Below are 23342 nucleotides of genomic sequence, written 5' to 3'. Positions count from 1 at the left end.
CTTCGTCGCGGGTACTGCTGGTCACGTCCAATGGGACGGATCTACCCAATCCGCAGCCCTGGCAGTCCGTCGGCCCACGGCGGGCGCCTCGGGGGCCCCGGAACGAGCCGTCACGGCGGATGACATGGATCGGCGCCCCTACGGACCGTTGGCCGTAGGGGCGCCGAAGACACCGTGGGGGTCAGCCGGTGTGCTGGGCCCGGCGGCGTACGACGAGGACGATGCCCGTACCCGCGACCAGCGCGGCGGTGCCCGCGCCCGCGATCGGCAGCGCCGAGGAGGAACCGGTGCTGGCCAGGTCGCCGCCTCCCGTGGCCGACTCGCCGCCGGCCGACGACGAACCGGCACCGCCGGTCGACGAGGAGCCGCCGTCCGAGTCGCCGCTCCCACCGCTGCCGCCGGTCGAGCCACCGGAGCCGCTCGCCGAGCCGCCGTCGGCGGATCCGCTCGATCCGGACGTCCCGCCGCCCGTCACGTCGAGCGTGATGGTGGCCTTGTCGTTGGCCTTGTCCGGGTCGAACGGCCGCGCCTCGCCGCTCAGCGCCACCGACCCCTTCGCGCCCGCCACCTGCTTGTCGATCCTCAGCTTGAAGGTGTAGGTCTCGCCCCCGCCCTCGTTGACCCAGCGCTGGCTGGTGCCGCAGTCGTACGCCTTCCCCACGGGCTCGCAGAACCCGTGACCCTTGACGACCGAGGTGCCGGCGGGCGGCGTGACGAGGACGTGGACGAGCGGGTCCCCTTCCTTCGTCAGCACCCAGCCGGGACCGGCGTTGGCGAACTTCACCTCCAGCGTGACCGTTTCACCGACCCGGCCCGCCAACTCGTCGCCCGTCACCCGGAAGTCGGCCGTGTTGACTGAGGTGACCGTGACGTCGACGGCGCTCTCGCCGCCCTCGCCGCCGTCCTGACGCTCCACCAGTTTCACCGCGGGCGCGGTCCCGGCGACCGGTTCGGTGGCGTTCTCGTCCAGCTCCGGGTCGGTGTCGCCGACGCTCACCCGCAGGTCGTCGTGGAGGGCGCGGTCGAGCGCCTTGATCGCGAGAGGCTTCTCGGGCGCGTAGACGCCACCGGGCTCCACCTTCTGGTCGAACTCGCACACGACGTTCGACTTCTCGGTCATCTCGTCGTAGGACGGCACCTGGTGCGTCTCGCAGTTGGAGGGGATCGCCGCGTAACCGAGTCCCCTGGTGACGGAGTAGTGGATCCAGACCTTGTCCGCGGCCTCGGTGCCCTTGTTCGAGACCGTCACCGGCTGGTCGAAGCCGCTGCCCGGCTCGACGCCCTCGATCGGGGCGATGTCGCCGACGACCAGCGCGGGCCCGGTGTCGTCGGCGAACGCGGCCGGGACCGTGCCCAGCGCGATCAGAGCGGCTCCGCCGAGCGCGGCGACGGCGGTCACCGCCGCACGGGAGTTGCGGGAAGTACGACGGGTGCGTGGGGGATTCGGCATGGAACAACCTCTGTAGGACGGGTGAACGGACGGTGTCCTGCGGTGGGGAACCCTTCGAAGGGCAAGACTGTTCTCACCGGGGATCGGTTGCCCTTCGGCCGGGCCCGACGGTGTGAAATCGGCCGCCGGCGTCCCTTGCCGCCGTGGCGCAACCACGCCCGCCGTACCACGTACGCGACTTGCTCGTCCCGTCCCGTGACCGCCCCCGGCGTGCGGATGCGGTCACGGGACCGACCCCAACACGCCCTCGCAACAGCCGACTTGGTCCGCCCGCGCGAGACCGGACAGCACCGGACCGCCATCCGCGCCGCCACCGGCCCCTTCACGCCCGGTCGTGCCCACGCCCGACCCCTCACTACCGAGCAAGGGCGCCCGTGGCGAGCGCGGCGCCTGGTCCCGAGACAGCGAGGGGAACATGCTGGGCATCGGGGAACCGGTCGTCCGACGCGTACGGCGACGGCCGGTCACCCCGGCCCGGGGAGTCGTACGACGACCGGCCGCCCCGCCCTCGTCCGGGCGGCCCCTTTCACGGGGCGGCGGCGCCCGGTGTCCCGGCGTCAGAGGGTGAACGCCTCGACGAGGGTCCACACGGCGAGACCCGCCATGCACGCCGCGCCGATGCGCTGCACGGTCTTGAGGGGTACGCGCTGCGCGATGAAGCGGCCCACCAGTAGCGCGAGCGCGGAGACCGACATCAGCGCGAGGGCCGAGCCGATCGCGGTGGGCAGCCACCCGTTGCTCGCGGCCAGGTTGGCGGTGGTGATCTGGGTGAGGTCGCCCCACTCGCTGATGAAGACGGCCATGAAGGCGGTGGTGTAGACGGGCCAGAAGCCCGTGACGGTCTTGCCGCCGTCCTCCTCCTCGTCGTCGTCCCCGCCGCGCAGCAGGACGAAGGCGCCGAACGCGAAAAGCGCCGCGGAGACGAGCTTGACGGCCATCGCCGGAAGGAGGCTCAGCAGGCTGCCGGCGCCGACCGCGATGGCGACGTGCACGAGGAAGGCGGTGGACGTGCCGAACCACACGTACAGCGGCCGCATCCGGGTGCCCATGGCCAGCGAGGCGAACATCGTCTTGTCGGGGAGCTCCGCGAGGAAGATCAGCCCGAAGGCGGTGAGGATCGCCAGGGGGTCGAAGGTCATTCTCTTGCTTTCTGCCGGGGCCGGGCCGTAGCTCGTGCGGCACCCGGAGGGCGACGGGAAGAACCATTCGACCCGGCACGATGGTGCGGCCCACACGGTGGTGCGGGCCGGAATCATGCCTTGGCCGAAGGTCTCGTCCGCCCCCGCAGAGTGCGCGGCGGCCCGGTGGCCGGGACACCCAAGGGCGTCCAGTGTGTCGACCAGCGGTTCTCGGGACTACTCCCCTTCGCTGCTGTCGATCGTAACAGGTGCCGTCGGACGGCCCGGCGACCGGACCGTAGGACGGATCGGAGGGGGACCAGGGCCGGATCGGGCGTGGACCGGGGGTGGATCGGCGGACGATCAGACACGGATCAGGGGCGTGTCAGAGCACGAAGCCGTGCGGGAACGGATCCGCCGGGTCCAGCAGGTAGTTGGCCGTTCCGGTGATCCACGCGCGGCCGGAGAACTCCGGCACCACGGCCGGTACCCCCGCGACCTCGCTCGTGCCCACCAGCCGCCCCGTGAACCGGGTCCCGATGAAGGACTCGTTGACGAACTCGGTCTCCAGCGCCAGCTCCCCACGGGCGTGGAGCTGCGCCATCCGGGCGCATGTCCCCGTCCCGCACGGTGACCGGTCGAACCAACCGGGCCGGATCGCCATCGCGTTGCGGGAGTGGCGGGCGTCCGAGCCCGGCGCCAGGAACTGCACGTGCTTGCAGCCGCGGATCGCCGGGTCCGCCGGATGCACCGGCGGGCTCTGCGCGTCGACGGCCTCCGAGATCGCCAGCCCCGCCGCGAGGATGTCCTCCTTGCGCGCCCGGTCGAAGGGCAGCCCGAGGGACGCGAGGTCCACGATGGCGTAGAAGTTGCCCCCGTACGCCATGTCGTACCGGACCTCGCCCAGTCCCGGCACCGTCACCTCGGCGTCCAGCTCCAGCGCGAACGCGTCGACGTTGCGCAGCGTGACCTTCTCCACGACGCCGTCGCGCACCGTCACCCGGGCCTCCACCAGACCGGCCGGGGTGTCGAGACGTACGACGGTCTCGGGCTCCGTGACGGTGACCATGCCCGTCTCCACCAGTACCGTCGCCACCCCGATCGTCCCGTGCCCGCACATCGGCAGGAAGCCGCTGACCTCGATGTACAGCACGCCCCAGTCCGCGTCGGCACGCGTCGGCGGTTGCAGGATCGCCCCGCTCATCGCCGGATGCCCGCGGGGTTCGTCGACCAGGAACCTCCGCAGCGGGTCCAGGTGTTGCATCGCGTGGCGGCGCCGCTCGGCCATCGTGTCGCCGGGGACGGGCGCGACCCCTCCGGTCACCACGCGCGTCGGCATGCCCTCCGTGTGGGAGTCGACGGCGCTGATCGTCCGTACGCTGCGCATCAGTTCGGCCGACCTTCCGTGGTGAGGAAGTCGATCGCCTGCCGCATCTCGGCGGTGATCTGTTCCCGGTGGGCGGGGATCAGCGGGCCGCGCGGCGGGCGGCAGGGGCCGCCGTAGCGCCCGACCATCTCCATGCCCAGCTTGATGGCCTGGACGAACTCGGTACGGGAGTCCCAGCGGAACGCGGCGACCAGCGGCCGGTAGAGGGCGCGCGCCTCCTCCAGCCGCCCGTCGGAGGCGAGCCGGAAAAGGCGGGCGGACTCGGCGGGGAAGACGTTCGGGAAGCCGGCGAACCACCCGGTGGCCCCCATCAGCATGCTCTCCAGCGCCACGTCGTCGGCGCCGCTGATCACGTCGATACCGGGGGCACGTTCCTTGATCTCCAGCACGCGCCGTACGTCGCCGGAGAACTCCTTGACCGCCAGGACGTTGTCTATCCCGGCGATCTCCGCGAGCAGCCGGGGCGTCAGATCGACCTTGGTGTCGACGGGGTTGTTGTAGACCATGACCGGCAGGCCGACGGCGGCCACGGCCTCGAAGTGCGCCACCACCTCGGCGGGGTTGGCCCGGTACATCGTCGGCGGCAGGCAGAGCACGCCGTCGGCGCCGTCCTCCGCCGCGGCCTCGGCCCAGCGCACGGCCTGGTGCGAACCCGGCCCGTGCACGCCGACGACGACCTTGCCGCGACCCCGTACCGCCTCGATGGCGGTACGGGCCACGGTGCGGCGTTCGTCGTCGGTCAGCGAGGAGTACTCGCCCAGCGATCCGTTGGGGCCGACCCCGTCGCAGCCGTTGTCGACGAGCCAGCGGCAGTGGTCCGCGTAGGTGTCGTAGTCGACGGCGAGGCCCGCCGGGGCCGAGGGGTCCTGCCGGTAGGGGAGCGCGGTCGCGACGACGACCCCGGTCAGCGGGTTGGGGCGGGTCGGCCGGCTGGGCTCGTCGGTGGTGGTGTTCACGAAGTGCTCTCCTCCACGGGGGAGTCGGGGTGCGCGGACGGGTCGGACGAGCCCGGCGGGGGCTCGGGTGGACGGGCCAGCTCGCCGAGCGTGATCGGCTCGGCGACGGGCCGGTGATGGTGGCCGGTGCCGGTGCCGGTGGTGGCGGTGGCGGTACGGCGCAGTTCGGCGACCGTGGGCCCGCAGATACGGGCCTGGCACGGGCCGAGCCCGGCCCGCGTCGCGAGCTTGGCCACCGCCGGTTCCGTACGGGCGGGGTCGGCGGCCGACCGGCACACCGCCGCGTACGTCGTCTCCTCGCACCGGCAGATGACGGTGTCGGGGCGCAGCCAGCCGGGCCAGGCCCGGCCGACGGGATGGGCGGCGGCGAGCCGCGCGGCGAACGCCCTGCCCCGGTCGCGGTCGGCGCGCAGCGCGGCCAGGGCGCGGGATTCCGGGGCGCCGCCGGCCGCGATCCAGCCGGCCACGGCGCCCTCGGCGCGGGAGGCCGGGGCGCCGGCGATGCCGGTGATCTCGCCCGCCGCGTACACGCCGGGCCTGCTCGTCCGCTGGTCGTCGTCCACGGCGACGAAGACGTCGGACGGCGCACCGGCGGTGGCTCCGGCACGCGGACCCGTCGGCGAACCGGCGGACGACGCGCGCAGGGCGCATCCGGCCGCGACCGGCAGCTCCAGCCGCGGCGTGAACCCGTGACCTACGCAGACGGCGTCCACGGCGGTGACCCGCTCGCTGCCGGGCACCACCGACCAGTCCGCGCGGACGCGGGCGGTGACGATCTCCTCGACCCCGCCGTCCCCACGCGCCTCGACGACCGCCCGGCCGAGCCGGTAGGGCACCCGGTGGCGCCCCAACGCCGCCGCGTACGAGAGGAGTTCACCGGACTTGCCGAGCTGCGGTCCCAGTTCCCACGGGCGGCGCAGCCAGCCACCGGCCACCGCTCGCGGCCCGCCCGCCTCCAGCACCTCCAGCACCCGGGACCCGGCCTCCAGCAGAGACGCCGCCACCGGCAGGAGGAACGGACCCGTGCCCGCGACCACCACCCGGTCCCCGACGGCCACCCGCTCTCCCTTGGCGAGCGCCTGGGCCGCGCCCGCGGTGTAGACGCCGGGCAGGTCCCAGCCAGGGAACGGCAGCACCCGGTCGTGGGCTCCGGGGGCGAGCACCAGGGCGTCCGGCTCCAGTACGTGGCGGCGCCGTGGCGTACCGCTCAGGACATGCACCAGCGGCGGCCCGCCCCCGGTCGGACCGGCCGAGTCGGCCGAATCGGTGCCGTCGCGGCGCTCCAGCGCCCATACGGAACCCTCCGCCCACCAGGCGCAGTTCGGGTGACCGAGCACCCGGCGGACCCGGCGGTCGAAGGAGCGGTGGCCGTGCCGGAGGGCTCCGGGGCCGGTCGACCCGTACGCCTCCGGCAGCATGCGGTGGTACTGGCCGCCGGGCCGCTCGGCCGTGTCGATCAGCGTCACCCCGGCGCCCGCCGCCAGCGCCGCGTCGGCGGCGGCGAGCCCGGCGGGTCCGGCTCCCACCACGACGACATGACGGCGGCCGGCCGCCGGTTCTCCCGTCATGGGCGCTGCCCGTCCCGCTCGCCGGTGGCCCGTGACTGGGTGGTCACCGCGTCACCGTCCCTGGCACGGCGCCGGCACGCCCGTACGTCACGCTCGTCGTTCACCGTCACCAGACAGTCGAAGCAGACGCCGATACCGCAGAACACACCGCGCGGCGCTCCCGAGGGGGCTCGGCGCCAGGAGGTGCGGCCCGCGGCCAGCAACACCCCGGCCACCGTCTGGCCGACGACACCGGTGTACGGATCACCGTCCACCGTGATGGTCAGCGGCCGGTCCCCGCGCCCTGCCGGATCGGATCCGGCGGGTACGAGACGTGGGCTCATGATCCCTCCTCGATGGCGTCGGTCGTGTCGGTGGCGGACGGGGCGTCGGGTGGACCGCCGAGCACCGCGGGCCGGTCGACCCGGAACGCGCCCGCGTCGATCGCGGTCGCGCTGTCCGTGAGCAGTTCGCGCAGCAGCCGCGCCGTGCCGACGGAAAGCCCGATCCCGGCGCCCTCGTGCCCCGTCGCGTGCCAGAGCCCGGCCAGCCGCGGATCGGCGCCGATGACGGGCAGATGGTCGGGGACGTACGGGCGGAAGCCCCCGTACGCACGCATGACGTGGACGCCCGCGAGGACGGGGAAGAGCTTCAGCGCCTTGGCCGCGATCGCGGACAGGTCCTCGGGGCGCAGACGGTCGTCGAAGCCGACGCGCCGCCGGGACGATCCGAGCAGGACGGTCCCCGCCCGGGTGGACTCGACCACGGCCGAGGTCTGGAGATCCCCCGCGCCGCTGCCCACCGCGCCCACGTAGTCGGCGTCGTACACCTTGTGGAAGACCGTCGGCGGCAGGGGAGCGGTGACCAGCACCTCGCCGCGGCGCGGTCGGATGTCCAGCGGGACGCCGAGCCGCCGTGCGACCTCGCCCGACCACGGCCCGGCGGCGTTGACGAACACATCGGCCTCCACCGGCCCGTCCGCCGTGCGCACGCCCGTCAGCCGCCCGCCGCGTGTGGCGGCGCCGAGCACCTCGCTGCCGGTGCGCAGGCGTGCCCCGGCCCGCAGGGCGTCGGTGAGCAGTGCGGTCGCGGCGGCGGCCGGCTGCACCTGCGCGTCCTCCGGGTAGTGCACGGCGGCGGTGCGCCGCTCGGTGAGGAAGGGCTCGGCGGCGGTCAGGGCGTCGTCGTCCAGGATCTCGGCCCTCACCCCGGCCGCGCGCTGGGCCGCGGCGAAGGGGAGCAGCGCCTCGGCCCCCTCGGCGGTGGTGGCCACGACGATGCCGCCCTTGGGATCCCACTCGACCGCGTGCGGGTCGTGCGGGTTGTCCGGCGACGGGGCCCGTTCGGCGAGAGCGGCCAGCACCTCGGGCCACAACTCGCGGGAAAGCCGGGCGAGTTCCAGCTCGGGGCCGGGGCCCTTGTCGGAGACCAGGATGTTCCCCTCGCCGTGCGAGGTGGTCGCGGCGGCGGCCCCGGCACGGTCCAGCACGAGTACGTCGAAACCGGCGAGCGCGAGTTCGCGGGCGCAGGCGGCGCCGATGATCCCGGCGCCCACAACGACGACTCGTGTTCGGTTCACCGGACCTCCGCGTTCTGCATAACGAACGAAACCGAGGCTATGGCGACGTGCCAGGGGTGTCAACGACACCGCCCGGCGGTTGCTCGGGGTGTCCGCCGGGTCCCGCCCGGCCCGCGACCACTGACACCCGCCGCGTTGTCGTACGCAGCGCGGGTACGTCCGGTGACGGACGCGATGAGCCCCGCACTTCGGGCGGACGGCGCCAGTTCGTGACACGCCCTAGTGGGGCGTTCCCGGCGCCTCGTGCCGTGCGCCGCCACCCGACCGGTAGTGGAGGAGCAGGACCGAGCGCACCGGCCCGTCGAGTGCCGCGTAGCGGTGCGGCAGCGACGCGTCGAACGAGACGTAGTCGCCCGGTCCCAGCTCCACCTCGTGCCCGTCGACCTCGACGCCGAGCGTGCCGCTCTGCACGACGGTGTGCTCCGTCCCGGCGTGCCCGAGCGAGGGCTGCTGGGCGTCGGCGCGTACCTGCTGGTCGTACACCTCCACGATCACCCCGCCCTCCTCGATCCGCCGGAGCGGGCGCAGGTCGACGCCCTCGCCACTCAGTACGTCGACCTCGGCCGCCCGCACCACGGTCATCGTCTCCGCGTGGCCGGTGTCCAGCAGGTCCGAGATGGGCACCTCCAGTGCGCGGGAGAGGCTGAAGACCGTCTCGATGGTCGGATTGCCGGTCGCCGACTCCAGCTGGGACAGGGTCGCCTTGCCGATCCTGGAGAGCCGGGACAGCTCGGAGAGCGACAGGCCGCGCCGGCCCCTCTCCCGGCGGAGATTGGCGGCCAGCGCGCTTCGGACCGGGCTGCTGGGGGACATCGGGCGATCTCCTTCGACCGTCAGGTCAGTTCGCTTCGGTCTGTCCGCACCGGCCGGCTCGTCCGGACTCCTCGTTCGGCCTGCTCGTCCGTGCCGTTCGTCTCGGTGGGTGGCGAAGAGGCCGGTGCGTTCGATATCACGAACGGTACTCGACGGTCGTCACCCCGCGTCGAACGGCACCGTGCGCCACGGGCTGTCCGGCGCGGTCGCCAGCGCCAGATGGGCGTCGAGCACGGTCGTGTACCAGGGGCCGAACTCCTCCTCGTCGAAGTGCAGACACCGCCCCAGCACATATCCGGCGGAGAACTCCTCCCACGAGCCGTACACCGCCCGCGCGGCCTCCGACGCGCGTACGAGCGCGGCGAGCATCTCGGCCTCGGTGGCGTATCGCGCCCCCCGGCCCCAGCGGGCCATCTTGGAGCCGCGGCCGATGTCCCACGCGGCCACCGACCGGACGACGGCGTCCGGCGGCAGCAGTCCGTCGGCCCGGAAGCGGGACTCGTAGCGGAGCAACTTGCCCACGAGGGCACGGAGATGGGCCACGAACACGTCGAAATCGGCGTCGTCGGTGGACGTTCCGGTCCGGGCGGCCTGGTCGCGCAGTGTGGTCTCCACACAGTCGCGCCACTGTTCGGCATCGACGCGCGGTCCCCGCGCGGCGATCAGCGCCGTACGCGCGCCGAGGACGAAGTCCCAGTACCACGGGCTGACTTCGCGGTCGAGCAGCCGCTCCTCGATCGCCAGCCAGTCCGCGCGGTCGTGGACGCCCCACGAGTCCGCGACGCGTTCCCGCTCACCCCGGTGACCCATGCCGTGCCAGTGCGCCGTGTTCCACGCGTCGCCGTTGGTGAAGCACAGGTGCGCGCCGCAGGCGAGACCGTGCAGCAGAGGCCCCACCGGGGGAGCGCCCGTGCGACGTGTCACCAGACGGTCCATCAACTCCGCGGAGGAGAACAGCTCGTGATGCAGGTCGAGCCAGACGTCCCGCTCCTCGTCGTCGGTGGGGAAGTACTGCTCGCAGGGGGTGGCGGCGTTGACCGCGAGGACGTCCACATCGGCGGGGAGTATCCGCGCGAGCGCGCCGAGGGTCGCGTACTCGTACACGAGGTAGGGATGCGGCCTCGGCAGCAGGTTCGCCGTGTAGACCTGGGCGACGGTGCGGCCGTCGGCGATCTCGTTCGTCAGCATCGGGTACGTGTCCTCGTCGGCAGCCAGTGCCTCGTCCAGCCTGACGGGGTAGTACACGCCCTCGATGGCGAGGACACGCAGATACGCGTACACGTTGCCGGTGCCGGCCAGTCTGTGGAGATACTGCTCCAGATCGGCGGGGGCCGGCCAGCGGCTGCCGTCCTCCGGGGCCGTGACGAACGGGAAGAACTCGTCGTGGACCTCGTCCTCGGCCGCCGTCTGCATGGGTCCCCCTCCGTACCGGTGCCGGCCCCTCTCGGGGCCGCAAGATCATCCGCCTACGGTACCGGTGCCGACGGGTGCTCAACTCCGCCTCTCGCAAGCCAATATGACGCACCGTCAGTGCATGGGCCCCTGTCCACACCGAGACGTGCCGGTCGCTCTCGCTCGTGAAGGGCTCGCCCTTCCAGCCCACCCACCGGTCGCGCAGCCGCATCCCGGCGAGCTGCGCCATCAGGTCGAGTTCGGCCGGCCAGACGTACCGGAAAGGCACCGAGGGGGCGAAGGAGGGCTCAGCGCGGCAGGAGTTCGGCGAGGAGCGCGCGCACCCGGCGCTCGATCTCGTCCCGGATCGGGCGTACGGCTTCGACACCCCGGCCCGCCGGGTCGTCCAGCCGCCAGTCGAGGTATGTCTTGCCGGGAAGGACGGGGCAGGTGTCGCCGCAGCCCATGGTGATCACCACGTCGGACGCCCGCACGGCCTCGGCGGTCAGTACCTTCGGGGTCTCGGCGGACAGATCGATGCCGACTTCCGCCATCGCCCGTACGGCGGCCGGGTTCACGGTGTCGGCGGGCGCGGACCCGGCGGAGCGGATCTCGACCCGGTCGCCCGAGAGGTGGGTGAGGAAGGCGGCGGCCATCTGTGAGCGGCCCGCGTTGTGGACACAGACGAACAGCACGGACGGCCTGGACCGCGGCGGCGGGGACCCCGCCGACCGGGACTCGGACGGTGCGGACCCCGTGGCGCCCGCCGTGCTCACGACGCCGTCCGGGCGGCCGCGGTCCCGGCCGGAGGCCGCCCGCCCGGCCTGGTCAGGATCGTGGCGAGCCGGTCGGTCATCTCCGGCAGAAGCCGGTAGTACACCCATGTCCCGCGCCGCTCGGAGTCGATGAGCCCGGCCTGCTTCAGCAGCTTGAGGTGATGGGAGATCGTCGGCTGCGACAGGTCGAAGGCCGGGGTGAGATCGCAGACGCAGATCTCACCGCCCGCCCGCGAAGCGATCATCGACAGCAGCCGGAGCCTGACCGGGTCCCCCAGGGCCTTGAACACCTTCGCCAGTACCTCGGCCTGACCGGCGTCGAGCGGCGCGGTCAGCAGTGCGGGGCAGCACGTGCCGGCGTCCTGGCCGAGGACGGGAAGCTCTTGCTTTGACATTTTTCTATGTTGACGGATCTCGAAACAGGAAGCAAGCTTGTATTGACAGTCATCGATACAAGAAGACCGGGGAGACAGTCATGTCCCGCGCCCAGCTCGCCCTCAACGTCGCCGACCTCGAAGGCTCGATCGCCTTCTACTCCAAGCTCTTCGGCGTCGAACCCGCCAAACGCCGCCCCGGCTACGCGAACTTCGCGATCTCCTCCCCGCCGCTCAAGCTCGTACTGATCGAGGGCGAGCCCGGCCAGGAGACCCGCCTGGACCACCTCGGCGTCGAGGTCGGCACCACCGAGGAAGTCACCGCCGCCACCGGTCGCCTGAAGGACGCCGGGCTCGCCACCTTCGAGGAGAACGACACCACCTGTTGCTACGCCCTCCAGGACAAGGTGTGGGTCCACGGCCCCGGCAGGGAGGCGTGGGAGGCGTACGTGGTGAAGGACGACGCCGACCGGATGGGCAAGAGCCCCGCCGTCGCCGATGGCGGGGCCCGCCCCGCCGGCGACGCGAACGGCGGCTGCTGCGCCGCCGCCCGTCCCTGACCGATGCTCCGTCCGGCGGCGCCCGGCTGTCAGTGGTGGCTGAGATGCTGGCGTTCATGGACGAACTGAAGCGGCGACGGGTGTACGGCGCCGACCACGAGGACCCGGATCCCGGGCCGCGGACCGGCCACAGCTACCGGGAGTTGTGCGCGGGTCCGCTCGACGGGCTGCTCCTGGACGTCACCGGCTGGACGGATCAGGAGCTGGCCGATGGCGCCACGCTGCCCACGGAGATAGGCGCTCACGGGCCGGGCGGGCGCACGTCGTACGGGCCGCGCGCCGACGACCCGCGGCGCTGGGACTGGCAGGGCGACTCGCGCTGAGTCGAGCGTTCCCCTCGCGCTCTCGGCTCGCGCGTTCGCGCCTTCCGTCCGGCAGCCGCGCTCAGCTCCCGCCGAGCCCCGGCAGCGCCCGCGGGAAGCGCAGTCGCTCCAGGTCCTGGAAGTTTCCGCCCCTGGCGCGCCCACCGCGCGGACCGCGCTCGCATCGGGGCCGCCGATGGCGCGAGCTGCCGACCGTGTCGGCCGTGCTCGCACCGGGGCCGCCCACGCTCGGGCCGCCCACGCTCGGGCCGCCCACGCTCGGGCCGTCCGCGCGCCCGGAGCGTGCGCGGGGCGCCCCGCTCGTCGGGCGGGCGGCGTTACTTCCGGGGCGCGTCCCCGGCGCGGCCGGCGCCGTGCACCGTGAGCGTCTCCGGTGCCTCGACCTCGATCCCGCCTGCCGCGTCGAGCCGTACGGCCAACGGCGCGCCGGCCACCCGCAGACCGGTCAGCTCCAGCGGGCCGATGCCCTCCGCGGCGCGCGGTGAGAAGCGCAGCGTGCCGGCCGGTACGTCTGCCTCCAGCCCGAGCGCGGCCTGGAGGAGAGCGACGGCTGACGCCGCCGACCACGCCTGCGGGCGGCACGAGGCCGGATACGGGGCGGGCACGCTGTCGACGGCCGAGCCATGGCCGGCGAACAGTTCGGGCATGCGGCCCTCGAACGTCGTGGACGCCGCGACCAGACCCCCGGCCAGCGACGCGGCCTCCGCGGGGAAGCCCGCCCGTGCCAGGCCGTGCACGGCGATGGCGGTGTCGTGCGGCCAGATCGATCCGATGTGATAGCCGAACGGGTTGAAACCGGTCGAGTCCGTGCTCAACGTACGCAGTCCGAACCCGGAGTTCAGCTCCGGCCCCGCCAGCCGGGCGGCGAGCAGCGCGCTCTCCTCATCGTCGAGCAGTCCGGTGCCCAGCAGATGGCCGAAGCCGGAAGTGACCGAGTCCACCGGACGCTTGGCGGCGTCGAGCGCCACGGCCGGGTAGCGGCCGGTCTCGTCCTCGACCCAGAAGCTCTCCCGGAAACGCCGCTTGAGCCGCTCCGCCCACTCCTCCCAGCGCTCCGCGCCGGGCCGGCCGAAGGCGCGCAGCAGCGCGGCGCCGCCCATCGCCGCCTCGTAGCCGTACGCCTGGACCTCGCACAGGGCGATGGGGGCATCGGCGAGCCGGCCGTCGCGCCAGCGGATGGAGTCGCCCGAGTCCTTCCAGCCCTGGTTGGCGAGTCCCTGGCCCGAGACGTCGATGTACTCCAGCAGGCCGTCGCCGTCCGCGTCGCCGTACGCCGCCAGCCACTCCAGCGCGGCCTCGGCGTGCGGCAGCAGATCCCGTACCTGCTCGGGGTCCAGGCCCCAGCGCCACGCGTCGTGCAGCAGGATCACCCAGAGCGGGGTGGCGTCCACCGTGCCGTAGTAGACCGGCGGCAGTGCCGGGCCCTCGTTGAGCTTGAGTCCCTCGCTGCGCACCTCGTGCAGGATCTTGCCGGGCTGCTCGTCGCTGCGGGCGTCGGTCGCGGTGCCCTGGCGGCGGGCGAGCGTACGCAGCGTGCCCGCCGCCAGTTCGGTGCCGAGCGGAAGCATCATCCGCGCCGCCCACAGCGAGTCACGGCCGAACAGGGTGAGGAACCACGGGGATCCGGCGGCCAGGAACCGGTCCTCCGGGTGCTCGGGGTCGGCCAGCAGCAGCCGCTCCAGGTCGGCGACCGAGCGGGCGAAGAACTGGTCCATCCGGTGGTCGGCGCTGCGCAGTCCGGTGGCGGACCAGGGCACCGCGTCGCGCGCCACGGCCGGGAAGCCCAGGGGTTCGTCGTCGGTGACGACGCACTCCAGGGCCGTGTGCCACGACTGGCGCGCCTCCAGCGCCACCACGAACCGGAACTCGCCGGTGGCCGCGTCGATGTGCGGGGTGCCGGATGTCGCGCGCAGCCGGACGGTGACCGAGTCCCGGCGCCAGACCAGCGCGTCGCCCTCGATCTCCGCGGGCAGGGCGGGTGTCGTACGGCCGGACTTGACGTCGATCATGCTCGCCAGGTCGCTGCCCGCGCCGACGACGACCTCGACCCGTATCTCCTTGACGCCCGCGTTGGCGATCTCCAGCTCCTCGCGCAGCACGCCCGGTTCGACCGAGCGCGCGCGGTGCAGCGTGACGGCCGGGTCGGCGGTGTGCTCGCCGACGCCGCGCAGTACGGCGCGGAAGGCCGTGCGGTCGGCGGAGCCCATCGTGTTGCTGACGGGGAGGACGGGCACCCCCTCGACCCGGACCGAGAGTTTCGAGAGCAGCCGGCGGTCGCCGTGGAAGAACCCGTCGGGTCCGCCGGCGATGTCACCGGCCGGCCGGGACAGCACCAGGCTGGGCGCGTAGAGCGTGGTGCAGACGTCGTGCAGAAAGGGCTGAAGGCCCTCGGTGACGACGTCCGCGGGCGGCTGGTGACCGGCGGGGTTTCCCTGGACGACCGTGTTCACTGTGTGGCGCCTCTCGTGATTTGGATCGATCAAAATTCACCTTAACCCTTGCCAAGCTGCCGTGGGAAAGAGTTTTATCGATCCATTGCAGATGCGGCGCCGCATTTCGAGCGGTCGCCGTGCGAGGAACGGAGGCCGTTGGTGGCACGTACGACGTCGGCAGGCGGGCGCAAGGGAGGGCCGGTCACCCTGGCTCTCGTAGCCCAGCGGGCCGGGGTGTCCACGCAGACGGTCTCCAACGCGCTCAACTCGCCCGAGCTCCTCGCGCCCACCACCCTCAAGCGGGTCCGCGAGGCACTCGACGAGCTGGACTACCGGCCCCACCAGGCAGCCCGCTCACTGCGCACCCGCTCCAGCAGGCTGATCGGGTACGGCGTCCAGCCCACGCCCCCCGGTCTGTCGACGCCCGTGACGGACCACTTCCTGCACGCCCTGTCGGACTCGGCGGACCGGGCCGGCTACCGGATCCTGCTCTTCGCCGCGCCCCTCGGCACCGACGGCGAGGCCGAACGCTACGACGAGCTGCTGCGCGAGCACTCGGTCGACGGATTCGTCCTCAGCAACACCTACCGGGGCGACAGACGTCCGGGCTGGCTGCACAAGAACGGGGTCCCGTTCATCGCGTTCGGCCGGTGGTCGGCGAAGGACACCGGCGACTGGGTGGACGTCGACGGCGCCCACGGCACCGCCGCCGCCGTCGACCACCTGGTGGCGGCCGGCCACCGGAAGATCGCGTTCCTGGGCTGGCCGCGCGGCTCGGGCGTCGGTGACGACCGGGCCGGCGGCTGGCGCGAGGCCATGCGCCGGCACGATCTGCCCATACGGGATCTGCGGGTGTCCTCGCTGGACGACGTGGACGCCGCCCGCACCGCGGTCGCCCGTGTCGTGGGCCGCGCCACCGCCGTGGTGGCGGCGAGCGACACGCTCGCGCTCGGCTGCTACCGCGCGCTGCGGGACGCGGGGCTGAGCCCGGGGCGCGACGTGGCGGTCGTCGGCTTCGACGACTCGCCCGCCGCGGGTCTCCTCTCGCCGAGCCTCAGCAGTGTCCGTCAGCCGCTCGACGAGGTCGGCCGGGCCTGCACCCGGATTCTCACGGCCCGTATCAAAGACCCGGATTCCGCACCGGAGCGCGTGCTGCTGGCGCCCGAACTGATCGTCAGGGAGAGCTCGTCGGCCGAGCCCAGGCCCTGACCCCCGCACTTCCCGCGTCTTGGTCCCGGCCTCCCCGGCCACCCGGCCTCCCCGGCCACCCGGCCTCCCCGGCCACCGAAGCCCCCACAGCACGTCCCCAACAGCGACAGCTGGAGAGAGAAGCAGATGAAAAAGAACAGAGCCGCGACCGCTGCCGCCCTGTGCGGCGCGCTCCTGATAACCGGATGTTCGTCCGACTTCGGCAGCGACAGCAGTGGCGAACAGGACAGCTCCGGCAAGCAGGAGCTCACCGTGATGATCGGCTCCTCCGGCGACGCCGAGACCAACGCCGTCAAGGCCGCCGCCGCGGCCTGGGCGAAGAAGACCGGCAACTCCGTGACCGTCACCCCGGCCCAGAACCTGGACCAGCAGCTCGGCCAGGCGCTGGCCGGTGGCAAGCCGCCGGACGTCTTCTACGTCGGCTCGTCGGTCTTCGCCAACTACGCCAAGGGCAACTCCCTCTACGCGTACGGCGACAAGCTCAAGGACAAGGAAGACTTCTCCGCCACGCTGCGCAGCTCCTTCAGCTACGACGACAAGTTCTACTGCGCCCCCAAGGACAGCTCCACCCTCTCCCTCGCGATCAACAACGCGATCTGGAAGGACGCCGGGCTCACCGACGCCGATTACCCGAAGACCTGGGACGACCTGGCGGACGTCGCCAAGAAGCTCACCAGGGGCAAGGTCAGCGGCCTGGTCGTCAACAGCTCGTACAACCAGCTCGGCCCCTTCCTCAAGCAGGCCGGCGGCTGGATCACCAACGCCGACCAGACGCAGATCACGGCCGACAGCCCCGAGAACGTCGAGGCGCTGACGTATGTGAAGAAGCTCCTCAACGACGGTGTGCTCACCTACCCCAAGCAGGTCGACGCGGGCTGGGGCGGTGAGGCGTTCGGCAGCAAGAAGGCTGCTATGACCATCGAGGGCAACTGGCTCACCGGTGCCATGACCAACGACTACCCGGACGTCGACTACACGGTCGTCCCGCTGCCCGAGGGACCCGAGGGCCAGGGCACGCTCTCCTTCAGCACCTGCTGGGGCATCGCCAACAAGAGCACCCACCACGACGCCGCCGTCTCGCTCGTCGAGGCGTTCACCAGCGCCGAGCAGCAGGTGGAGTTCGCCGACGCGTACGGCGTGATGCCCTCGCGGACCAGCGCGCTGGCGACGTACGAGAAGCAGAACCCGCAGGACAAGGCGTTCGTGGACGGTTCCGCCTACGCCCAGGGCCCGGTCACCCTGCCCGGCTTCACCAAGGTCCTCGAACAGTTCGACACGGACCTGGCCGGGCTGGCGAAGGCCGACCCGAAGAAGATCCTCGGCGATCTCCAGACCAACGGCGAGCAGGTCCTCAAGAGCAACGGCTGAGGCCGGTCCCACCCGTAGGACACCCGCCGGGAGGACGATCCCGGCGGGTGCGGGAGGAAAGAGAAAGAGAATGAGTCAGTACGGCAGCGGCAGCGGCCCTGTCGCGGCGCCGCCCGCCGCGGCCGGAGGCGACGGGCGGCGGCGCCGCCGTGAGCCGGCGTCCCGCATCAAGGGCCGCCAGGGAGTGTGGGGCTGGCTCTTCGTCAGCCCGATGGTGGTGGTCCTCGGACTGTTCCTGCTGCTGCCCATCGGGATGGCCCTGTGGGTCAGCCTGCTGAACTGGGACGGGCAGTCCAACCCTTTCACCGGCGCCGCCGACTTCGTCGGTCTCGACAACTACGCCAACGTCCTGACCGACGAGGGCCTGGACCGCACGCTGTTCATGACCTCGGTCCGCAACAACCTCTACTTCGTCCTGCTGGTCGTACCGCTCCAGACCATCCTGGCCCTGGCGCTCGCCGTCGCGGTCAACAGCCGCCGAATAAAAGGCAAGAGCCTCTTCCGGACGATCTTCTACTTCCCCTCGGTGACCAGCTCCATCGCCATCTCCACCGTCTTCCTCTTCCTGTTCCAGGGCAGCGGCGCCGTCAACGCGCTGCTGAAGTGGGTCGGCATCACCGGACCGAAGTGGTTCACCGACGCCGACGGCCTGGTCTGGACGGTGCTCGGCGGACTCGGCATCGTCGACCCCGACAAGCCGACGGCGGCCCTCGCGTCCAACGGGTTCCTCGGACTGTCCTGGTGGGACTGGCTCTCCGGTCCCTCCATCGCGATGTGCACCATCATCGCGCTGATCGTGTGGACCTCGTCCGGCACGTACATGCTGATCTTCCTCGCCGCGCTCCAGGACGTGCCCGCGGAACTGGAGGAGGCCGCGCTGCTGGACGGCGCCAACCGCTGGCAGTCGTTCCGCAACGTCACCATCCCCGCCCTGCGGCCGGTGATCTTCCTGGTGCTCACCCTCGGTCTGATCGGCAGCTGGCAGATCTTCGACGCCGTCTACGTGATGAGTCAGGGCGCCCCCGGCAACACCACCCTCACCCCCGCCTTCCTCTCCTACACCGCGGGATTCCAGGACTCCGAATACGGCCGGGCCGCGGCCATCGCCTTCATCCTGCTGGCGATCATCATGGTGATGACCCTGATCCAGCGCGTGCTGCTGCGCGACCGGGACAGACCGGCCAGGACGGCCGGACGGTTCGGCGCCCTTCGCCGGAGGAACTCATGAGTACGCCACCGACGACCCCACCGGCTCCGAAGACCTCGGCGGCCTGGCAGCCCCGGACCTCCGGCAGCGGTTCCACCGGGCCGGGGGCCCCGCGCGGCGCCGGGCGGCGGATCCTGCTCGCGTTCGTGTACCTGGTGCTCACGGCGGTCGGGCTGATCTATCTGCTGCCGTTCGTCATCCAGATCGTCACGTCGTTCAAGACCGATCCGGACGCGGCGGGCAATCCGCTGGGCCTGCTGCCGAACCCGTTCTCGCTGGAGTCCTACCGGCGGCTGTTCGGCCTCGGGAACTCCGGTGACGCGGTGCCGTTCAGCACCTGGCTGAGCAACTCGGTCCTGGTCACCCTGTTCATCACCGCCGGACGGGTCTTCTTCGACTCGCTGGCCGGCTACGCGCTGGCCCGCCTCGACTTCCGCGGGCGGAACCTGCTCTTCAACGGGCTGCTGACCATCATGGCCGTGCCCGGCGTGGTGCTGCTGATCCCGAAGTTCCTGGTCCTCAACCAACTGGGCATCTTCGACACGTACTCGGCCATGATCATCCCTCTGATGGTCGACGCGGCCGGGGTGTTCATCATGCGGCAGTTCTTCCTCTCCATCCCCAGAGAGGTGGAGGAGGCGGCCAGGATCGACGGCGCCAGTGTCTTCCGGACCTTCTGGTCGGTGGTGCTGCCGATGGCCAAACCCGCGCTGATCACCCTGACGATCCTCTCCTTCCAGGGGTCGTGGAACGAGTTCACCCACTTCCTGGTGGCGACCCAGTCGCCCGAGTACCAGACGCTCACCACGGGTCTCGCCTCCTTCGTCTCCGGAAGCCTCAGCAGCGGCACGCAGTATCCGCTCAAGCTGACGGCGGCCCTGCTGGCGACCGTCCCCGTCGCGGTGCTCTTCTTCGCCTTCCAGCGCCACTTCGTACGCAGCGCGAATTCGGGGGCGGTCAAGGAATAGGCCAAACGTCACCCGAGCGCCTGCGACCGGGTCGGACGGCTGGTCAGCATGTGGCCCGCTCATCCGCCGTCTCGGCCACCTGCTCGAACGGGAGCGGGACACCGGCGGTGTCCGTCTCCAGCCCGTCCTCCGTCCGGGCCCCCGGAATCAGGGGGCCCGGACGGTGTCCGTGGCGGCGCCGAGTCCGGAGCCCCGGACGACCCGCGCGCGCGGGTCGAGCAGGTCATCACGCTGACCCACGGCCGTAGTCCGTACCCGGTCCCGAGTCGCAGGCGGCTCCCGGACGGCGGCAGCCTTCTCTGCGACGGCCGCGCCGATGCCGCACGTGGTGCCGCCGCCGGGCCCGTATCCCGTCGCGCTCGTCGTTGACAGGGGGGACGGAGCGGATCTACGTTCTGGGTAGAAAGCGCTTACTCGGATATTCGGCCGGTTCCAGGGGGAGTGTTGACGACGTCCCGCACAGACTCATCCGCAGACACGGGCACGGGCGCGGGCGCGGGCGCGGCATCGGGGTTCGCCGGACTCCCCGGCGCCGTCGCCGTGTCGCACCTGACCGTCTACGACTGGGAGGCGGCCGACGGCCTCCGCGGCGGCACCCCGCATCTCCATCTGACCTGCTCGGAAGGGTATGTCGTGACCGGGGGGCGCGGCGCCGTGCAGACGCTCACCGCCGAGGGGTTCGAGAGCACACCGCTGGAGCCGGGCGCCCTGGTGTGGTTCACACCGGGCACCATCCACCGGCTCGTGAACGAGGACGGGCTGCGGATCGTCGTCCTGATGCAGAACAACGGACTGCCCGAGGCCGGGGACGCCGTGCTGACCCTGCCGCGGGAACATCTGACCGACCCCGAGACATACGGGCGGGCCGTCCGCGTCCCCGACGGCACCGAGGCCGAGCAGGAGGCGTTCGCCCGGCGCAGACGGGACCTGGCCGTCGAGGGGTTCGCGGCGCTGAACGCGGCGTGGGACGCGGGCGACGAGAAGCCGCTGCTGGACTTCCACCGGGCGGCCGGCGCGCTGGTGGCGCCGAGGCTGGCGGACTGGCGGGCTCGCTGGGAGTCCGGCGCGGCGCGGGCCTCGCTACAGACCGGCGCGCAGCTCGACCGGCTCGCCGAGGGGGACACGGCGCATCTGGCCGACGCGCGGGTCCATGCCCGACTGCCGGACGCCAGGGGGAAGTTCGGGATGTGCGGGCGGCTGGACACCTTCGCGGTGTGAGACCGGGGTGGTGCGGACCGGGGTGCTCGGACAGGGGCGCTCGGACAGGGGTGGGGGGGGGGGGGGGGGGGGGGGGGGGGGGCACCCCCCCCCCCCCCCCCCCCCCCCCCCCCCCCCCCCCCCCCCCCCCCCACCCCGTGCCGGATCAGTCGGCGTAGACCTCCAGTTCGGAGAGCTGGGCGGCAGGCCAGCCGGTGTTGGCGGTCACCGTGACGCGTACGTAGCGGGCTGCCGTTCCCGGCAGCGAGACGGTGGCGGTGTTGGCGCTCGACGGGTTGAAGGTCACGCCCGCCGACGCCTTGAGTGAGGTGTAGGCCGAGTTGTCGGTGCTGCCCGAGACGCTGAGTGTCTGCGTGCGGGTCCCCCAGGCGGCGGCCGGCGGCAGCTTCAGCACCAGCCGGTCGACGTTCCTCGCGGCGCCGAGATCCACGGTGATGGACTGCGGGAAGGCGTTGTTGGTGCTCTCCCAGTAGGTGTTGGCGTTGCCGTCCACGGTGTTGCCGGGGCCGTACGACTGTGTCTGGCCGGTCGCGGTCACCGGACGGCCCTCGGCGAGGTTGCCCTCGTCACCGGGCGGGTCGGTCGGCGGGTCCGTCGGGTCCCCGGGGTCGGACGGGCCGCCGGGCACACCGCCGTTGGTCCACTGGGGCGCGGGCCACACTCCGGTGCAGGCGGGCGGGTTGGAGTACCAGCCGGAGTTGCCGCCGCCGACCTGGGTGATCTGGAATCCGGCACCCACACAGTTGTGGATCTTGTTGGACTGGGCGATGTTGGTGGCCTTGACGTTCTCGAACGTGGCCTTGCCCGGTGCCTGGATCTGGAGCGCGTAGGTACCCGCGCCGTCGATTCTGACGTTCTTGAAGTTCAGCCCGTTCGTCGCACCCTCGATCAGATGGATCGCGGCGTACGAGCTGTCGAGTATCTCGGTGTCGGTGATGTTGATCGTGGCGTTGTCGATCGGTTCGTTGAGCCCGCTGAACCACACCGCGCCGACGCCGAACTGCCAGTTGAAGTCGTTGTTCCCGGCCCGGATCAGGGTGTTGCGCGCGGCGGTGTGGGTGCCCGAGACCGCCGTGCCCTGACCGGAGTTGACCCCTGGATAGCGGTTGGCGATGTGCAGCCCGCCGCCGTTGGTGATGGTGTCCGACATGACGTTGTCGGAGATGGTGATGTCCTTGCCGCCGTACGTGACGATGTTGTTCGCCAGGATCGGCAGGATCACCGTGTTGAAGGTGAACTTGTTGTTGACGTTCGGGATGTTCTCCGCCCACATGGCCAGACCGTCGTCACCGGTGTTGCGGACGAAGGTGTTGGTGACGGTGGAGTTCGTGACGCCGTAGTGGAAGTTCACGCCGTCGGCCGTCTGGTCCAGGATGCGGCTGTTCTTGATGGTGAGGTTGTTCATCGGACCGTCCACCCAGACACCGCACTTGGTGTGCTGCATCCAGATGTTGTCGATGACAGAGTTGGACAGCGCCCCGCCGATGGCGTTGACCTGGTCGTTGTCCACACGTTCCCGGATGTCGCCGATGATGGCGAAGTCCTTGAGGGTGACGTTGCTGCTGCCGCCCTGGTTCGCGTACTTGCCGTAGACGCCCACCGCCTTGCTGCGGTCGGTGGGATGACGGCCCTTCAGGACGCTGTACCAGGGGCCGGCTCCGGCGAGCGTGACCTTGTCGACCACGATGTGGTCGCGGATCTCGAAGTTGCCCTGCGGGATGTAGACGGTCCTGTTCTGCGCCTGCCCGGCGGCCACCGCCGCCTGGAACTTGGCGGTCGAGTCGGTGGCGCCGGACGGGTCGGCGCCGAAGTCGGACACGACGTCCAGCGCGCCGGCGGGCTTCGCCTTCGGCGCGTCCACCAGTTCGAAGTCGGCGAGGTCGATGGTGAACGTCGGTGACTGCGCGGTCGAGGACACCTGGAGGCGGACCTTGGTGCCGGTCGCCAGGGTCGAGTCGAACATGGTGCGTGTCTCGTCGTAGAAGTGGTGGGGGTTGGTGTCGCCGGGGTTGTTGTTGAACGGGTAACCGCCGTAATACCAGCCGTACTTGGAGGTCACCGGCACGTTCTTGAGCTGACTGCCGTTGACGCGTACGTCGATTCCGGCGTCCCGGCCGGTGCCCGCGGCGTTGTCGGGCAGTGAGTAGCGGAAGGTCATCGCGTTGGCCGGTTTGGTGAGGGTGAACTCCACGTACTCACCGACCGCGTCGAGCGTCACGGCCTGACGTCCGGAAGCCTCCGAGGGAAGCGATCCGTACAGCCGGTTGGGGCCTATCAGGGTGCCGTTGGTGGCCGCGTACTCGGCTTCGTGCTCGACGAAGGGCACGGTGGCGCCACGGCCCGGGATACCGACGGGGGAGGGGGCGGGGACCCCGGCGGCGACGGCTGCCGGGGCGGCGGACACGACGACGGCGACGGCAGTGCCGGCCACCGCCGTCGCGAGGGCCAGGGAGGCGGAGAGCGAGGCGGACAGACCGCGGCGGAGCAGGCGGCGTCTTGGGGGAGGTGTCACAGACATACGTCCTTGCGGCTCGTGGGGACTCTGCGGACGCGAAAAGGGTAGGAGTGCTTCCGCAGGAAGTCTATGAATCCGTGCAAGAAATGAATGATCATTCAGAATTTCCATGCGTTGAGTCGCACTGAATTCCGGCTATACAGCCGCAAG

The 23342-nt window shown here is 71.7% G+C and carries 20 protein-coding genes and 2 pseudogenes; 8 read left to right on the top strand and 14 right to left on the bottom strand.

Translation table 11 applies throughout. The annotated features are described in order from the left end of the window. Nucleotides 1-181: 181 nt before the first annotated feature. Nucleotides 182-1450 (bottom strand): hypothetical protein, encoded by a 1269-nt coding sequence (locus ACZ61E_RS12115; protein ID WP_469699483.1) that lies wholly within the window; start codon nucleotides 1448-1450, stop codon nucleotides 182-184. A 358-nt stretch (nucleotides 1451-1808) separates the two neighbouring features. Between ACZ61E_RS12115 and ACZ61E_RS12110 the strand changes: the two are divergent. Next, nucleotides 1809-1892 (top strand): annotated as a pseudogene (locus ACZ61E_RS12110) (VOC family protein); the annotation flags it as partial. A gap of 115 nt (nucleotides 1893-2007) precedes the next feature. Here ACZ61E_RS12110 and ACZ61E_RS12105 read toward each other — a convergent pair. From ACZ61E_RS12105 to ACZ61E_RS12055, 11 genes and pseudogenes are all read right to left on the bottom strand, one after another. Beyond that, nucleotides 2008-2589 carry a TMEM165/GDT1 family protein gene (locus ACZ61E_RS12105; RefSeq protein WP_469699482.1) on the bottom strand — a complete coding sequence of 194 codons (582 nt, stop codon included), beginning with the start codon at nucleotides 2587-2589 and terminating at the stop codon, nucleotides 2008-2010. 364 nt (nucleotides 2590-2953) lie between these two features. After that, nucleotides 2954-3955: a proline racemase family protein gene (locus tag ACZ61E_RS12100; protein WP_469699481.1), complete on the bottom strand. Its 1002-nt coding sequence runs from the start codon at nucleotides 3953-3955 to the stop codon at nucleotides 2954-2956. Then, a complete protein-coding gene (locus ACZ61E_RS12095) occupies nucleotides 3955-4911 on the bottom strand; it encodes a dihydrodipicolinate synthase family protein (protein WP_469699480.1) in 957 nt (318 codons plus the stop codon). The genes ACZ61E_RS12100 and ACZ61E_RS12095 overlap by 1 nt, the downstream gene beginning before the upstream one ends. After that, a complete protein-coding gene (locus tag ACZ61E_RS12090) occupies nucleotides 4908-6479 on the bottom strand; it encodes an FAD/NAD(P)-dependent oxidoreductase (protein WP_469699479.1) in 1572 nt (523 codons plus the stop codon). Before ACZ61E_RS12090 ends, ACZ61E_RS12095 begins: the two co-directional genes overlap by 4 nt. Continuing rightward, nucleotides 6476-6802: a (2Fe-2S)-binding protein gene (locus ACZ61E_RS12085; RefSeq protein ID WP_469699478.1), complete on the bottom strand. Its 327-nt coding sequence runs from the start codon at nucleotides 6800-6802 to the stop codon at nucleotides 6476-6478. The genes ACZ61E_RS12090 and ACZ61E_RS12085 overlap by 4 nt, the downstream gene beginning before the upstream one ends. After that, complete coding sequence (locus ACZ61E_RS12080) at nucleotides 6799-8037, bottom strand: NAD(P)/FAD-dependent oxidoreductase (RefSeq protein ID WP_469699477.1); 1239 nt, start codon at nucleotides 8035-8037, stop codon at nucleotides 6799-6801. The genes ACZ61E_RS12085 and ACZ61E_RS12080 overlap by 4 nt, the downstream gene beginning before the upstream one ends. A gap of 219 nt (nucleotides 8038-8256) precedes the next feature. Beyond that, nucleotides 8257-8850 (bottom strand): helix-turn-helix domain-containing protein, encoded by a 594-nt coding sequence (locus ACZ61E_RS12075; RefSeq protein ID WP_469699476.1) that lies wholly within the window; start codon nucleotides 8848-8850, stop codon nucleotides 8257-8259. A 159-nt stretch (nucleotides 8851-9009) separates the two neighbouring features. Then, nucleotides 9010-10263, bottom strand: a complete 1254-nt coding sequence (locus ACZ61E_RS12070; protein ID WP_469699475.1) for a DUF1266 domain-containing protein — start codon at nucleotides 10261-10263, stop codon at nucleotides 9010-9012. A gap of 133 nt (nucleotides 10264-10396) precedes the next feature. Next, a pseudogene (locus ACZ61E_RS12065) lies at nucleotides 10397-10534 on the bottom strand (SAM-dependent methyltransferase); the annotation flags it as partial. A gap of 16 nt (nucleotides 10535-10550) precedes the next feature. Beyond that, entirely contained in the window at nucleotides 10551-10937 is a 387-nt protein-coding gene (locus ACZ61E_RS12060) for an arsenate reductase ArsC (protein ID WP_469699474.1), read from the bottom strand. 77 nt (nucleotides 10938-11014) lie between these two features. Further along, on the bottom strand, nucleotides 11015-11413 hold the full coding sequence (locus tag ACZ61E_RS12055; protein WP_469699473.1) for an ArsR/SmtB family transcription factor: 399 nt from the start codon (nucleotides 11411-11413) through the stop codon (nucleotides 11015-11017). An 80-nt stretch (nucleotides 11414-11493) separates the two neighbouring features. Here ACZ61E_RS12055 and ACZ61E_RS12050 point away from each other — a divergent pair, with 80 nt between their 5' ends. Together ACZ61E_RS12050 and ACZ61E_RS12045 are read left to right on the top strand one after the other, a co-directional pair. Next, nucleotides 11494-11952, top strand: coding sequence for an ArsI/CadI family heavy metal resistance metalloenzyme (locus ACZ61E_RS12050; protein ID WP_469699472.1), 459 nt, complete (start codon nucleotides 11494-11496; stop codon nucleotides 11950-11952). Nucleotides 11953-12008: 56 nt separating this feature from the next. Further along, complete coding sequence (locus tag ACZ61E_RS12045) at nucleotides 12009-12275, top strand: hypothetical protein (RefSeq protein ID WP_469699539.1); 267 nt, start codon at nucleotides 12009-12011, stop codon at nucleotides 12273-12275. Between the two features lie 317 nt (nucleotides 12276-12592). Here ACZ61E_RS12045 and ACZ61E_RS12040 read toward each other — a convergent pair whose 3' ends face one another. Continuing rightward, nucleotides 12593-14725: an amylo-alpha-1,6-glucosidase gene (locus ACZ61E_RS12040; RefSeq protein ID WP_469699471.1), complete on the bottom strand. Its 2133-nt coding sequence runs from the start codon at nucleotides 14723-14725 to the stop codon at nucleotides 12593-12595. A 141-nt stretch (nucleotides 14726-14866) separates the two neighbouring features. Here ACZ61E_RS12040 and ACZ61E_RS12035 point away from each other — a divergent pair, with 141 nt between their 5' ends. The 5 genes from ACZ61E_RS12035 to ACZ61E_RS12015 all read left to right on the top strand — a co-directional run bounded on the left by ACZ61E_RS12035 (nucleotide 14867) and on the right by ACZ61E_RS12015 (nucleotide 20677). Continuing rightward, nucleotides 14867-15916: a LacI family DNA-binding transcriptional regulator gene (locus ACZ61E_RS12035; RefSeq protein WP_469699470.1), complete on the top strand. Its 1050-nt coding sequence runs from the start codon at nucleotides 14867-14869 to the stop codon at nucleotides 15914-15916. Between the two features lie 126 nt (nucleotides 15917-16042). Then, nucleotides 16043-17284 carry an extracellular solute-binding protein gene (locus ACZ61E_RS12030; RefSeq protein WP_469699469.1) on the top strand — a complete coding sequence of 414 codons (1242 nt, stop codon included), beginning with the start codon at nucleotides 16043-16045 and terminating at the stop codon, nucleotides 17282-17284. A 70-nt stretch (nucleotides 17285-17354) separates the two neighbouring features. Next, entirely contained in the window at nucleotides 17355-18512 is a 1158-nt protein-coding gene (locus ACZ61E_RS12025; protein WP_469699468.1) for a carbohydrate ABC transporter permease, read from the top strand. Then, nucleotides 18509-19459 carry a carbohydrate ABC transporter permease gene (locus ACZ61E_RS12020; protein WP_469699467.1) on the top strand — a complete coding sequence of 317 codons (951 nt, stop codon included), beginning with the start codon at nucleotides 18509-18511 and terminating at the stop codon, nucleotides 19457-19459. The genes ACZ61E_RS12025 and ACZ61E_RS12020 overlap by 4 nt, the downstream gene beginning before the upstream one ends. 540 nt (nucleotides 19460-19999) lie before the next feature. Beyond that, nucleotides 20000-20677: a cupin domain-containing protein gene (locus ACZ61E_RS12015; protein WP_469699538.1), complete on the top strand. Its 678-nt coding sequence runs from the start codon at nucleotides 20000-20002 to the stop codon at nucleotides 20675-20677. A 145-nt stretch (nucleotides 20678-20822) separates the two neighbouring features. Here the strand turns inward: ACZ61E_RS12015 and ACZ61E_RS12010 are convergent, their stop codons facing one another. Further along, nucleotides 20823-23189, bottom strand: a complete 2367-nt coding sequence (locus ACZ61E_RS12010; RefSeq protein ID WP_469699536.1) for a discoidin domain-containing protein — start codon at nucleotides 23187-23189, stop codon at nucleotides 20823-20825. Between the last annotated feature and the right edge of the window lie 153 nt (nucleotides 23190-23342).

The organism is Streptomyces sp. NPDC104581 (assembly GCF_055583685.1).
The sequence above is the reverse complement of the archived record's forward strand: the minus strand, read 5'-3'. Positions and strand labels throughout refer to the sequence as shown.